The following is a 13,108-nucleotide window of genomic DNA, read 5'->3' as shown; positions in this document are numbered from 1 at the left end:
GCGCTTTAGCGGCCGTAAACGTTCTGGTATCGGTCGTAGAGGGACTCAATCTTGGCTTGGTCGATGGGCAGCGGCTCGCCGAGTTGGCGGGAAATGTGGACTGTCCTGGCCACTTCCTCGCACATGACCGCAGCCTTGACGGCGTCGCGGGCGGATTTGCCGATGGTGAAGGGGCCATGGTTCTGCATGAGCACCGCGGGAGAGTTGGAGTTTTTGAGCGTCTCCACGATGCCCTGCCCGATGGAATCGTCGCCGATCAACGCGAACGGTCCCACCGGAATGGGCCCCCCGAATTCGTCGCCCATCATGGTCAGCACGCAGGGGATTTCCTCGCCGCGGGCAGCCCAGGCCGTTGCGTAGGTGGAGTGCGTGTGGACCACGCCACCCACCTCCGGCATGTGGCGGTAGACGTACGCGTGCGCGGCGGTATCCGATGAGGGGGAGAGGTCCGGGTTGCCCCAGTCCACGGTCCCGGCGCTTCCGGTGTTGATGCCCCTCACAGGTGTGCCGTAGAGGTCGGTGACCACCATCAGCTCGGGCGTCAGGTTGTCATAGGAGACGCCCGATGGCTTGATGACCATGAGGTCATGTCCCGGGATCCGACCCGAAACGTTGCCGGCGGTCCAAACCACAAGTTCGTACCGGGTCAGTTCGGCGTGCAGCTCGCAGACTTCCTTGCGGACCTTCGCGATTGTTTCCAGAAGGGTGCTCATGCTGTGGCTCCTTCCAAGGTGCCGGACTGGGTGGCCGAACCTTGTTGTCCTGAACCCTGTTGTCCTGAACCCTGGATCGCGGCGCGCTGGATGGCCTTGAGGCGGTGCATGACGTTGTTGGTGCCGCGGCCGAAGTAGTCGTGCAGAGCTTTGTATTCCTGGAAGAAGACCTCGTAGGCGGCCACGTTTTCGGGGATGGGAGTGTAAACGGCGCCGGGTGCAGCTGCCATGGCGGCGGCTGCTTCACGAATGTCCTTGTACTTCCCGGCAGCAACAGCGGCGTGGATTGCCGAGCCCAGGGCGGGACCCTGCTCGGATCCGATGGTGGAGAGCTGCAGGCCAGTGATGTCAGCGTAGACCTGCATCAGGAACTTGTTCTTCAGCAGCCCACCGGCCACGATGAATTCCTTGACGGGAACACCCGAATCGCGGAACGCATCCACGATGGTGCGGGTTCCGAAAGCCGTGGCTTCCAGCAGAGCCCGGTATGTGTCCTCGGGTTTGGTGGCCAAGGTCTGGCCCACCACCACGCCGGAAAGTTCGTGGTCAACCAGCACTGAACGGTTGCCGGAGTGCCAGTCCAGGGCGATCAGTCCGTGCTCGCCGATGGCCTGCTTTTCTGCTAGTCCGGTGAGGTATTCGTGGATGCCCAGGCCTTGATCTTTGGCGGCCTGGTGGTATTCCGGCGGGACCCCGTTCTTGGTGAACCAACCGAAAATGTCGCCAACTCCGGACTGGCCTGCTTCGTAGCCCCACAAGCCGTCCACGATGCCGCCGTCGACGACTCCGCACATGCCGGGGACTTCGCGGAGAACGTCCCCGTTCATTACGTGGCAGGTGGAAGTGCCCATGATCGCTACGAGCTGTCCTGGTTCAACAGCGTTCGCGGCCGGCGCGCTGACGTGGGCGTCCACGTTGCCTACTGCCACGGCGATTCCCGCCGGAAGCCCGGTCCAAGCCGCGGCTTCTTCGGTGAGGTAACCGGCGGCGTCGCCCAAGCGGCCGATGGTGTGTTCGAGTTTGCTGCTGACAAAGTCCTTGAAATCAGGATTGAGGGCAGCCAGGAAGTCCTCGGAGGGGTACTTTCCATCCTGGTAAATGCCCTTGTAGCCAGCCGTGCAGGCGTTGCGGACGTAGCTGCCGCAAAGCTGCCAAACAATCCAGTCCGCGGCCTCAACCCAGTGATCCATGGCGCCGTAGACTTCGGGATCTTCCTCGAGGAGCTGCAGCCCTTTGGCGAATTCCCATTCGGAGGAGATCAGGCCGCCATAGCGGGGAAGCCAAGACTCGCTGCGTTCTTCAGCGAGCTGGTTGATGCGGTCCGCCTGCGGCTGGGCCGCGTGGTGGCGCCACAGTTTGACGAACGCGTGCGGCCGGTCGGCGAAGCGTTCCAGTTCGTTCAGCGGCGTGCCGTCCGCCGTCGTCGGAACCATGGTGCACGCGGTGAAGTCGGTGGCGATGCCCACCACGTTTGCCGGGTTGATTCCGGCATCGGCGACGGCGGCCGGTACCGCATTGCGCAGGACGTCGCGATAGTCGTTGGGCACCTGGAGGGCCCAGTCGGCCGGGAGGCGCTGGCCGGTACCCGGGAGTTTTTCCGTCACGACGGCGTGCGGATACTCGAACACGCCGCTGCCGAGTTCGGCTCCGTCCGAAACGCGCACGACGACGGCGCGGCCGGACAAAGTGCCATAGTCCACGCCGACGACGAACTGCTCGTCCAGCGGGAGATTTTCAAAGGTATTCATGGGGTCTCCATCCGGCTGGCCAGGGCCTCATTGCCGGGGGTCGGGGTGGAAAAGTGAAGAAGGTCTGATGCAATTGTTAGCGCTCACAACTTTGATGTCAAGAGGGGACCATGTGGAACAGGTGCTCATGGCGGGGGTCAGGCGAAGGCGCACCCAAGTAGGTAGCAGCAGGCGTCGTTTTGAGCGCTCAGAACGCGCACTGCTGCTACCTACTTTGAGGCGGGAGCCGTGGTGGAGCGGACTACCAGTCGGGGCGCAACCGTGGCAGGCGTGCCGGTAGCGCCGCTCTCCAACCGGTCCAGTAGCAAGGCGATGCAGCGCTGGCCGAGCTCCTCGAAGTCCTGGGCCACCGTTGTCAACGGCGGGATGAAGTATGCCGACTCCGGTTGGTCGTCGAAACCCACCACGCTGATGTCCCCCGGTACCTGGACGCCGAGTTCATGGAACGCTCGGAGAACGCCGAGGGCCATTTGGTCATTTGCGACAAAGAGAGCCGATACGGAGCGGTCGGCTGCGACTTTCAGGCCTTCGCGGTAGCCGCATTCGGCGCTCCAGTCGCCCTCGATGAGCGTCACGGGTTCAATCCCGGCGTCTGTTAGGGCATCCCGCCAACCCTCGATACGGGCAGCGGCGTCAATCCAATCGGAGGGCCCGGATAAGTGTCCGATCCGTTGGTGCCCCAGTTCCAAGAGATGCTCGACGGCGAGACGCGCGCCTTGCCGCTGGTCCACAGTGGCACCCGTGAGGTGTTCGTCCCCGATTGATCCGACAGCAACCATGGGGACTTGTGCGGTGATGTCTTTGAGGACATCAAAGGTCCCCGGGTGGGGCACCGTTACTACGACGCCGTCGACGCCTTGGTCCATGAAATGCGCCATGGCGTCCTTAATGGTTTCCGGCGTCACTTCGCGCAGGGCTGCGACGCTGACGAAATAGCCCGCCTCCCGCGCCGCCTGCTGGACTCCGAGGAGCGTGTGCGATGGCCCGTACTGCGCCATTTCGCTGCCGAGTACGCCAATGGTCTGGGATCGCCGTGTTACCAGGCTTCGTGCGGCGGTGTTCCGACGGTACCCCAGCTCTGTGATGGCCTGCTCCACGCGCTCGCGGGTCTTGGAGCTCACATTGGGGTGGTTGTTCAACACCCGGGAGACGGTCTGGTGGGAGACACCTGCCACTCGGGCAACGTCCTCCATGACGGGAGGCCGGGGCGGTGCGGTTTCTTCAGTGCTCACCCTGTCACGATAGAGCACCCGCGACGTCGATCAGCCTTTGGCCACCTTGGCAGCGTAATGGCGGTACCTCGTCAGGAATTCGGGACTCTCGACGATATTTCCGCGAACAACCTCTGTTCCCTCGAGTGGCCATTCCGGCAAGCTCCCTGTCAGAACGCCTGCAGCTTGCCGGGCCGCGCCGTCTGCCACGTATTCTCCTGGTTCGGGGACGAACACCGGCACACCGAAGGCTGCAGCCGCGATCTGCTGGACCGCAATAGATTGCGCACCCCCACCTACCAGGATGATGCGCTGGGCGGAGACCCCCTGTTCCTGCAAGGCGGCCAGCCCGTCGGCAAGCGAACACAACACGCCCTCTACAGCGGCCCGTGCCATGTTGGCGGGAGTGTAATTGGAAACGGTGATGCCATGGAGGGAGCCGTTGGCTTCCGGCAAATTAGGGGTTCGTTCGCCCTCGAAGTATGGGACGAGGGTCAGCCCTTCGGCGCCCTCCGGAGCAGAGAGCGCCAAGTCGCCGAGCTCAGGCAGGGTGATGCCCAGTAGTGCAGCTGTGGCATCGAAGATTCTCGTCGCATTGAGCGTGCAGGCCAACGGCAGATAGTTGCCGGTAGCGTCCGCGAAGCCCGCCACGAGCCCGCTAGCATCAAGCGCCGGGACATCTGAAACCGCGAAGACTGTCCCCGACGTTCCGATCGAAATCACTACGTCCCCGACGGCCGCACTCACGCCCAGACCTGCTGCCGCATTGTCGCCTGCGCCGGGCCCGATCAGTGCCCCGCCAGGTGTCTTTCCCGCAGTTTCCAATGGCCCGGCCACAGCGGGCAGGACGGGAACGTGGCCGAGCGTGTTGTTGAGGACTTCTGGAAGGTATTCGCCGCTGCTGGCAGAGTAGTAGCCCGTGCCGGAAGCATCCGAACGGTCTGTGCGGAGGAGATCCAGGGCGGCCGGCCCACTTCCGGGCCCGTGTCCGGCCAACCGCCAGGACAGCCAATCGTGAGGTAGGCAAACCGCCGCTGTCCGTTGGGCGTTAGCGGGTTCGTTTCGGGCCAACCATCGAAGCTTGGTAGCCGTCAACGATGCCACCGGGACGGTTCCGGTGTGCAATGCCCAGTAGGATGCGCCGGCCGTGGCATCGCCATCGCCGGCGTCAAGGATCAGCGCTTCCGCGTCCGGGGCCGAGCGGGTGTCATTCCACAACAAAGCGGGTCGGACAACGTCTCCGGACTCATCGAGGCACACCATGCCGTGTTGCTGACCGCCAACAGACACGGCGTCGATGTCATCCAAACCGCCTGCCTGTGCGATTGCTTCCTGGAGGGCTGACCACCAATGGTCCGGGTGAACTTCGGTGCCCTCCGGGTGGGAGGCCCGCCCTTGACGTACCAAGGCGCCAGTGGCTGAATCCCGGATGACCACTTTGCAGGACTGGGTGGAGCTGTCGATCCCGGCTACGAGAGGCATGCGCTCATTCCTTAAGGGGACCGCCGCCGGGCGTCAGGGAACCCTGTAAGCAGAGACCTTGGGGAGCCCGGCGGCGGGATGACGGTGGGTGGGAGTGACCTAGCGGGAGCCGAGCAGGTGCTCGATGGCCAGCTGGTTGAGGCGGACGAAGGCGAATGAGCGCTCGGCGGCCTTATCGGCGTCGAACGTGTCGAACGCGCTGGCGTCAGCCAGCAGGTCTGCGGTGGTCTCGCCAGCGTTCAGCGTCGGCTCGCCCAATTCGAAGACGCCTGACGTGGTGAGTGCTTCCTGGACGTCCGGGTCTGCGCGGAAGGCCAGGGCGCGTTCCTTCAGCAGGAGGTACATGGACATGTTGGACTTGGCTGATTCCCAGACGCCGTCGTAACCATCGGTACGGGACGGCTTGTAGTCGAAGTGGCGCGGACCGTCGTACTTCGGACCGCCGTTGGGGAAGCCGTTCTCCAGAAGGTCCACGGTGAAGAAAGCGCTGGTGAGGTCGCCGTGGCCGAAGACAAGGTCCTGATCGTACTTAATGCCGCGCTGGCCGTTGAGATCGATGTGGAAGAGCTTGCCCGCCCACAGGGCCTGGGCGATGCCGTGCGTGAAGTTCAGGCCGGCCATCTGCTCGTGGCCCGTTTCCGGGTTAAGGCCTACGATGTCGCCGTGTTCCAGCTGCGCGATGAACGCCAGGCCGTGGCCGACGGTGGGCAGGAAGATGTCGCCGCGGGGTTCGTTTGGCTTGGGCTCCAAGGCAATCCGAAGGCCGTAACCCTTCTCCTTGATATACCCGGCTGCGGTGTCCACGCCTTCCTTCATGCGATCCAATGCTGCGGAAAGGTCCTTGGAACCGTCATATTCGCTGCCTTCGCGGCCGCCCCACATTACGAAGGTCTCGGCACCCAGTTCCGCAGCAAGGTCAATGTTCCGGAGGATCTTGCTCAATGCAAAGCGGCGGATGGACCGGTCGTTCGAGGTGAACCCGCCATCCTTGAACACCGGGTGGCTGAACAGGTTGGTGGTGACCATAGGAGTTTTCAGGCCGGTCTCTGCCAAGGCTGCCTTGAAGTTCTTCAGGATCAGGTCCCGCTCGGACGCCGTGGCATCAAAGGGAATCAAGTCATTGTCGTGGAACGTGATGCCATAGGCGCCAAGCTCGCTGAGCTTGTGAACAGCTTCCACCGGATCCAGGGCGGGGCGGGTGGCGACGCCGAACGGATCGGCGCCGGTCCATCCGACGGTCCAAAGGCCAAAGGTGAAGCGGTCCTGCGGGGTGGGCTGCGGGCTCATTTTGCTCCTTTGCAAAGCACTGGGGGAAGAACTGGAAGAAAAGCACTCCAATTAGTTTTCAATCTGAACTATATGGTGGATGATGGATCATGGTCAATGGAAGTCGGCAAAAATTTCTTAGAATCTGAAAGGAGATCCCGCGCCAGTGAATGAGCAGACCGCACCCGGACGCGTAGGTGACGTCCGCCGTCGAAATCTTTCATTGGTGTTGGACTCCATTGCCCGAACCGGAGAAGGCAAGCCCAGCCGCGCGCAGTTGGCCGCGGGAACCGGATTGACCAAAGCGGCGGTTTCCAGCCTGGTCGCCGACCTGGTTGAGTCCGGGCTGGTCTCGGAAGTGGGCCTTTACCGGGACGGGGAGCGGGGACGGCCCGGTCAGGGCTTGGAACTCAGCGCCCGCCGTGGCGTAGTGGGCATGGAGATCAACGTGGACTACTTGGCCGTGGGCCTCGTGGACCTGGGAGGAAACCTCCGATTCCACTCGACTGTTGAATCGCGAAACCGGGGCCTGGCGCCTGAAAAGGTCATGGAACGCCTGGGTGGCCTGGCCGACGAAGCAATAGCCGCCGCGGCCGCTGCGGACATCTCGATCCTCGGTGGCGGGCTGGCGGTTCCGGGTTTGGTGGATGAGCAGCGAAACCTTGTGTTGTCCGCTCCAAACCTGCACTGGGAGCACGAAGCACTGAATCCGCAGGACCTGCTGGAAGGCGCACCGCTTGGCGTCAGGTTGTCCAACGAGGCCAACAGTGCAGCACTCGGAGAGCTTTGGTATGGCGCAGGTCGGCCGGACTTCCTCTATGTTTCAGGGGAGGTGGGTGTTGGCGGGGGCGTCATTATCGGTTCGGAACTTTACACCGGACCTGGCGGATCAGCCGGCGAACTTGGCCACATCGTCGTCCACCCTGACGGGCCAGCTTGTTCCTGCGGTGGGGCGGGGTGCTTGGAAACCTTTGCCGGCCAGGAAGCCATTTTCGAGGCGGCCGGCATTCCCGAAGGATCGCTGGGTGGGCGTACGGAACTGCTGCTGGCGGCCTTGGTTGCCCGGGAACCGCGGGCCACGCGGGCAGTTCACGACGCCGGGAGGTACCTGGGCGTCGCGCTCGCCTCGTCTGCCCGGCTGATGGATATTGAGGCCGTAGTCCTCGGCGGGCACTTTGCCGTGCTTGCGGAATGGCTCAGGCCCGCGCTGCTCAGCAGTTTGGAGCGCTACGCGCCCGGTCTGCTGGATCCGGGCAACCTGACAGTGTCTGCCCTTGAACATTCCGGAACGCTCCTTGGCGCTGCCGGCCAAGTGATCCGCTCAGTGATTGAGTCGCCGTTCGAGTTCCTGCTGGCGAGCAAGCTGGCTTAGCCTGCCCGATGGGTTCCGCGATGATCTTCCGGGGCCGAAGGTCCTGATCGGCATGGATTAACCGGCGTGGGTTCTTCCGAATGAATCATCAGCATGCTTACTATTGATGGGTCAGTTGTTCGCGCAAAATACCCAAACGGACGAGTGCCCCATGACTACACAAGACTCAGCCCACACCAGCACAGCCAAAGCGCAGAGTGCTCCGTCCCCCGAGGACTCGCGCAAGCCGGACAGTCCCAATGACCTGGTGAAGCCCACGTGGATGTACGTTGCCAAGCGGACGCTGCGGGAGTTCACCAAGGATCAGTGTCCGGATGCGGCGGCAGGTCTGACCTACTACGCTGTCCTCTCGCTGTTTCCCGCGCTCCTGGCCTTGGTTTCGCTGATTGGCATCTTTGGCGACGCCGGACGCACAACATCGGCTCTGCTGGACATTGTCCAACAGTTCGCGCCGGGGCCGGGCGTTGACGCCATGCGCCAGCCGATCGAGGAACTCACGCAGTCCAACACAGCAGGGCTGGCGTTGGTTTTCGGTATTCTGGTGGCGCTTTGGTCGGCCTCCGGCTACACCACAGCTTTCAGCCGGGCCATGAACCGGGTGTATGAAGTGGACGAGGGCCGCGGCTTCGTCAAACTGCGCGGCACGATGCTCGCCGTCACTATCGTTGCCGTCGTCGGCGCAGCCATCGCCGCAGCCATGCTGGTCCTCAGCGGCCCCGTGGCCGAGGCTATCGGAGGCGCTATCGGCTTGTCGGAGACCGCCCTCACCGTTTGGAACATCGCCAAGTGGCCGGTCCTCATCATCATCGTGGTCGCAATCATCGCTGTGCTCTACTACTTCACTCCCAACGTGAAGCAGCCCAAATTCCGTTGGATGAGCATGGGCTCCCTCATCGCTCTGCTGATTTTCGCCCTGGCATCGCTGGGCTTCGGCTTCTATGTTGCCAACTTCAGCAACTACAACAAGACGTACGGCGCCCTGGCAGGGGTCATCATCATGCTGCTGTGGCTCTGGATCCTGAACATGTCTCTACTGTTTGGTGCAGAGTTCGACGCCGAGATGGAACGCGGACGCCAACTGCAGGGCGGCATTAAGGCCGAAGAAAGCATCCAGCTGCCGCCGCGCGATACCAAGAAGAGCGACAAGATGCAGGAAAAGGAAGAAGAAGTAGTTCGCCGCGGTGAGGAACTTCGCGAAACCCACGGGAAGGAAACCCCAGGGAACGACGCCCCCGGGAACCATTCCCGCGATGAAGATTCCCGAAAGAACAGGTAGCGGCAGTGGAGGATCTGGCCATGGCGCCCGGTGCAAGGAGCAAGAAGCTCAAGGCCATTAAGAACGGCGACAGCGTCCAGATCAGTGGTGAGGTTTTCCTAGTCAACTCCGTCGAACCCCAGGACGGCTCGCGGAACATCAGCTTGGAATTGGAAGGGCTCGACGGCGGGTCGGTCACCTTTATCGGCCTGCCGAAGGCCAAAGTGCAGCTCGCTGCGCGAGCTTCCTGAATCCGGGCTGGTGGCTGGTTGAAGGCTCAGGCTTCGGCGGGAAAGCCTTGATCTGCGTCATCCCACCAGCCCTCCCAAGCGCTTGAGGTCAGGCGCTTCGTGGCAACGGCGGGGGAGTTCTCGGGGCTGGATTCGCCGGACGGGCCGCTGTGGCTGCCGCTGGCGTCGAGGAAAAAATTCAAGGTCTTCAAGAGCATCATGGTGGTGTCCTTTCAGTGGTTTCGTGGACTTCTTTGTCCAGGTAAAACCAGCGTAGGTGGCCATTGTTTCCTCTCGTCGACACAATGTTTCGACTGTGTACCACTTATCTCACCTGCGCACTCCACGACTCATAGCGGACACAAATAGGGGTACGCCGTCACCACCTTCTTTGGACCCGGAACTGCCGCGACACACCCGCATTGCGGCGTGTCCGGGCAGTGTCAGAATCAAAGTGGGTGGTGGCCGCACCTTCGCCGTGATAGCTGTGGCCCGGAGGAGGATGGGTGGCGCAAAAGCGGGCCCCCGCCGTGACCTTGGCAGGAACCCGCTGGTTTTTGGAGTGATCCTCCCGCGGAGCTTAGGGCATCCGCGGGAGGATCACGTGGTTACGCGTACGGGAGGACGAGCTCCGCGTAGCGCTGTTTCATGGTTTCCAGAACGGTGTCGCCATCGGCGTCCCAGATTTCCTGGTTGAAGATTTCAACTTCGATGTCTCCCGTGTATCCGGCGTCCCTGACCCAGGTGCCGATGGTCGCGAAGTCGATGACGCCGTCGCCCATCATGCCGCGGGACAACAGCGCGTCCGCAGCGATCGGCAGGTTGAAGTCGCACACCTGGTAGGAGGCGATGCGGTTTTCGCGGCCGGCACGTTCAATCTGAGCCTTCAGCTCCGGATCCCACCAGACGTGGAAGGTGTCGACGGCGACGCCCACCGCCTTCGCGTCGTACGGCGCGGCGAGATCGAGGGCCTGGCCAAGGGTGGAGATGAGCGCGCGGTCTGCGGCGTACATCGGGTGAAGGGGTTCCAGCACCAGCCGTACACCGTTCTCGGAAGCGAACGGGACTAGTTCCTCCAGACGGTCGGCGACGCGCTCGCGTGCAGCGACGACGTCCTTCTCACCAGGAGCGAGCCCACCAACCACCAGGAACAGCTCCTGGGTGTCCAGCGCTACTGCTTCGCGGACGGCCTCGAAGTTGTCGGCGAGGGCTGCGGCCTGCCCTTCAGCGTCGGCCGCAGTGAGAAAGCCGCCGCGGCACAGCGAGGAGACCCGCAGGCCTGCGTCCTTGATGAGCTTGGCTGCCTTATCCAGTCCGGCCTCGGCCACCCGGTCACGCCACGGTCCGATCGCGGGGATGCCGGCGCGGGCGCAACCATCCACAGCCTCAGCAAGCGTCCACTTCTTGGTGGTGGCGCTGTTCAGCGACAGGCGGGAGAAGTCCGCGCTCATGCGCCCACCCCGTTGATCCGCAGGAAGTCAGACATCCGGAACGCGGCCAGTGACGGATCCTTCAGCAGGCCGGCTTGGTCGGCCAGTTCGAAGGTCTTGGCCAAGTGCAGCACCGAACGGCCGGAGTGCAGGCCGCCCACCATCTGGAAACCGGGCTGCTTGCCATTGAGCCAGGACATGAAGGCGATACCGGTCTTGTAGTAGAAAGTGGGTGCGCTGAAGATGTGCTTTCCGAGCTCACGGGTGGAGTCCAGGATCGCGCGCCCTTCGCTGCCTTGACCGGCGTCGTACTTCTGCAAGGCCACCGAAGCGGCAGGGTAGATGGCGGCGAAGATGCCCAGCAGGGCGTCCGAGTGGTGGGTCTCGTCGCCGTCGATCAGCTCCGGGTAGTTGAAGTCGTCGCCCGTGTAGAGGCGGACTTCTTCCGGAAGTGCGGCGCGGAGAGCCACCTCGTGCGAGGCGTCCAGCAGCGAAACCTTCACGCCATCAACCTTGTCCGCGTGCTCGCGGATCAGGCTGAGGAACGTTTCGGTGGCAACGGAGACGTCGTCGGAACCCCAGTATCCGGCCAGTGCGGGGTCGAACATGGTGCCGAGCCAGTGCAGGATGACGGGCTGATCCACTTCCTGCAGGAGTGTCGAGTAGACGTGCAGGTAGTCGTCGGCGCCGCTTGCAACCTTGGCCAAGGCACGGGACGCCATGAGGATGACCTTGGGGCCGGCCTCACTGACGACGGCGATCTGCTCACGGTAGGCGTCGATGACGGCCTGGATACCAGCCGCACCCTCGGGAAGCATGGCGATGTCCAGCTGATCGGTGCCCGCGCCGCATGAGACGAGATCGCGGACGGACTTGCCGGAAGTGGCGGCGTCGCCTGCCGCAACAACGGATGCGGCTTCTGCGCCGGTGCGCTTGATGAGCTGCTGGGTGGCTGCCCAGTCCAAGCCCATGCCGCGCTGCGCGGTGTCCATGGCGTCGGCGACACCCAAGCCGTAGGACCACAACTCGTGCCGGTAAGCGAGGGTGGCGTCCCAGTCGAGCTGCGCCGGTGCGCCGGGGGTGTTGTCAGCGGCGACCTCGGGGATGACGTGGGCTGCTGCATAGGCGCGGCGGGCCGTCAAAGGAGCGGTCGGCTTGGCCCACGATGTGGCTGCCTGAAGGCGGTACTCGCGGGTGCCGCCGTCGTTGGTGGGAAGAATCAGTGACGTCATTAGAGCGTGATCTCCGGGATGTCGATGGTGCGGCGCTCAGCGGAGGACTGCAGGCCGAGCTCGGCCAGCTGGACGCCGCGTGCTGCGGAAAGCAGCCCGAAGCGGTGCTCGCGGCCGGCCACGACGTCGCGCAGGAATTCTTCCCACTGCAGCTTGAAGCCGTTGTCCAGTTCAGCGTTGGCCGGGACTTCCTGCCACTGGCTGCGGAAAGATTCGGTGACGGGCAGGTCCGGGTTCCAGACGGGCTTGGGGGTGTGGGCGCGCTGCTGCGCAACGCACTTGTTCAAACCGGCGACGGCGGAACCGTGCGTGCCGTCGATCTGGAACTCAACCAGTTCGTCGCGGTAAACGCGGACGGCCCAGGAGGAGTTGATCTGGCCGATGACGTCGTCGCCCCCCGGGGTTTCGAGTTCGAAGATGCCGTAGGAGGCGTCGTCAGCGGTGGCCTTGTATTCCTTTCCGGCCTCGTCCCAACGTGCGGGGATGTGCGTGGCAGTCTTGGCGTTGACGCTCTTGACCTTGCCGATGATCCCTTCAAGGACGTAGTTCCAGTGGCAGAACATGTCCGTGGTCATTCCGCCGCCGTCTTCCTTGCGGTAGTTCCAGGACGGGCGCTGCGCAGCCTGGACGTCACCTTCGAAGACCCAATAGCCGAATTCGCCACGGATGGAGAGGATGCGGCCGAAGAAGCCTTCGTCCACCAGGCGGCGGAGCTTGACCAGGCCGGGGAGGTACAGCTTGTCGTGCACAACGCCTGCAGTGACGCCGGCTTCCTTGCCGATCTGTGCCAGCTCGATGGCTTCTTCAAGGGTCTCTGCCGTGGGCTTCTCGGTGAAGATGTGCTTGCCGGCGCGCATGGCCTTCTTCAGGGTGGCGGCGCGAAGGCTGGTCATGGAGGCGTCAAAGACGATGTCCACGGTGGGATCGGCGATGACGGCGTCGAGATCCGTGGTCCATTCGGAAACCTTGTGGAGTTCGGCTAGTTCGCGGATCTTGGCTTCATTTCGGCCAACGAGGATCGGCTCGACCTGAACCTTGGTGCCGTCTTCCAGGGTGAAGCCGCCGGCGTCGCGGATGGGCAGGATGGAACGCAGCAAGTGCTGGCGGTAGCCCATACGGCCGGTGATGCCGTTCATGGCGATGCGGATCGTCTTTGTTTCGTAGCCCAT

Annotated in this window: 12 protein-coding genes; 3 read left to right on the top strand and 9 right to left on the bottom strand. The window is 63.2% G+C overall.

Going from position 1 to position 13,108, the window contains the following annotated elements; genetic code table 11:
- Positions 1–5 precede the first annotated feature (5 nt).
- The 5 genes from KCX59_RS19860 to xylA form a co-directional block, all read right to left on the bottom strand.
- Positions 6–713, bottom strand: coding sequence for an L-ribulose-5-phosphate 4-epimerase (locus KCX59_RS19860; RefSeq protein ID WP_178995765.1), 708 nt, complete (start codon positions 711–713; stop codon positions 6–8).
- Complete coding sequence (araB, locus tag KCX59_RS19855; protein ID WP_179017780.1) at positions 710–2,461, bottom strand: ribulokinase; 1,752 nt, start codon at positions 2,459–2,461, stop codon at positions 710–712. The genes KCX59_RS19860 and araB overlap by 4 nt, the downstream gene beginning before the upstream one ends.
- Before the next feature lie 209 nt (positions 2,462–2,670).
- Complete coding sequence (locus KCX59_RS19850; protein WP_179017821.1) at positions 2,671–3,654, bottom strand: LacI family DNA-binding transcriptional regulator; 984 nt, start codon at positions 3,652–3,654, stop codon at positions 2,671–2,673.
- A gap of 69 nt (positions 3,655–3,723) precedes the next feature.
- Complete coding sequence (locus KCX59_RS19845) at positions 3,724–5,154, bottom strand: xylulokinase (RefSeq protein WP_179017779.1); 1,431 nt, start codon at positions 5,152–5,154, stop codon at positions 3,724–3,726.
- Positions 5,155–5,253: 99 nt separating this feature from the next.
- Positions 5,254–6,441 carry a xylose isomerase gene (xylA, locus tag KCX59_RS19840; protein ID WP_179017778.1) on the bottom strand — a complete coding sequence of 396 codons (1,188 nt, stop codon included), beginning with the start codon at positions 6,439–6,441 and terminating at the stop codon, positions 5,254–5,256.
- A gap of 145 nt (positions 6,442–6,586) precedes the next feature.
- Here xylA and KCX59_RS19835 point away from each other — a divergent pair, with 145 nt between their 5' ends.
- From KCX59_RS19835 to KCX59_RS19825, 3 genes are all read left to right on the top strand, one after another.
- Entirely contained in the window at positions 6,587–7,792 is a 1,206-nt protein-coding gene (locus tag KCX59_RS19835) for an ROK family transcriptional regulator (protein ID WP_178995774.1), read from the top strand.
- Between the two features lie 151 nt (positions 7,793–7,943).
- Positions 7,944–9,068, top strand: a complete 1,125-nt coding sequence (locus KCX59_RS19830) for a YihY/virulence factor BrkB family protein (RefSeq protein WP_179017777.1) — start codon at positions 7,944–7,946, stop codon at positions 9,066–9,068.
- Between the two features lie 20 nt (positions 9,069–9,088).
- The gene (locus KCX59_RS19825; protein WP_178996037.1) at positions 9,089–9,298 is read left to right on the top strand and encodes a hypothetical protein; all 210 of its coding nucleotides are present in this window, start codon (positions 9,089–9,091) and stop codon (positions 9,296–9,298) included.
- Between the two features lie 26 nt (positions 9,299–9,324).
- Here the strand turns inward: KCX59_RS19825 and KCX59_RS19820 are convergent, their stop codons facing one another.
- The 4 genes from KCX59_RS19820 to KCX59_RS19805 all read right to left on the bottom strand — a co-directional run bounded on the left by KCX59_RS19820 (position 9,325) and on the right by KCX59_RS19805 (position 13,108).
- Complete coding sequence (locus KCX59_RS19820; protein ID WP_178995778.1) at positions 9,325–9,498, bottom strand: hypothetical protein; 174 nt, start codon at positions 9,496–9,498, stop codon at positions 9,325–9,327.
- A gap of 387 nt (positions 9,499–9,885) precedes the next feature.
- Positions 9,886–10,728, bottom strand: coding sequence for a sugar phosphate isomerase/epimerase family protein (locus KCX59_RS19815; RefSeq protein WP_179017776.1), 843 nt, complete (start codon positions 10,726–10,728; stop codon positions 9,886–9,888).
- Positions 10,725–11,939, bottom strand: a complete 1,215-nt coding sequence (locus KCX59_RS19810) for a dihydrodipicolinate synthase family protein (protein ID WP_179017775.1) — start codon at positions 11,937–11,939, stop codon at positions 10,725–10,727. The genes KCX59_RS19815 and KCX59_RS19810 overlap by 4 nt, the downstream gene beginning before the upstream one ends.
- A complete protein-coding gene (locus tag KCX59_RS19805) occupies positions 11,939–13,108 on the bottom strand; it encodes a Gfo/Idh/MocA family protein (RefSeq protein WP_091469802.1) in 1,170 nt (389 codons plus the stop codon). The genes KCX59_RS19810 and KCX59_RS19805 overlap by 1 nt, the downstream gene beginning before the upstream one ends.

The organism is Paenarthrobacter nitroguajacolicus (assembly GCF_051027655.1).
Classification (GTDB): Bacteria; Actinomycetota; Actinomycetes; order Actinomycetales; family Micrococcaceae; genus Arthrobacter; species Arthrobacter nitroguajacolicus.
The sequence above is the reverse complement of the archived record's forward strand: the minus strand, read 5'-3'. Positions and strand labels throughout refer to the sequence as shown.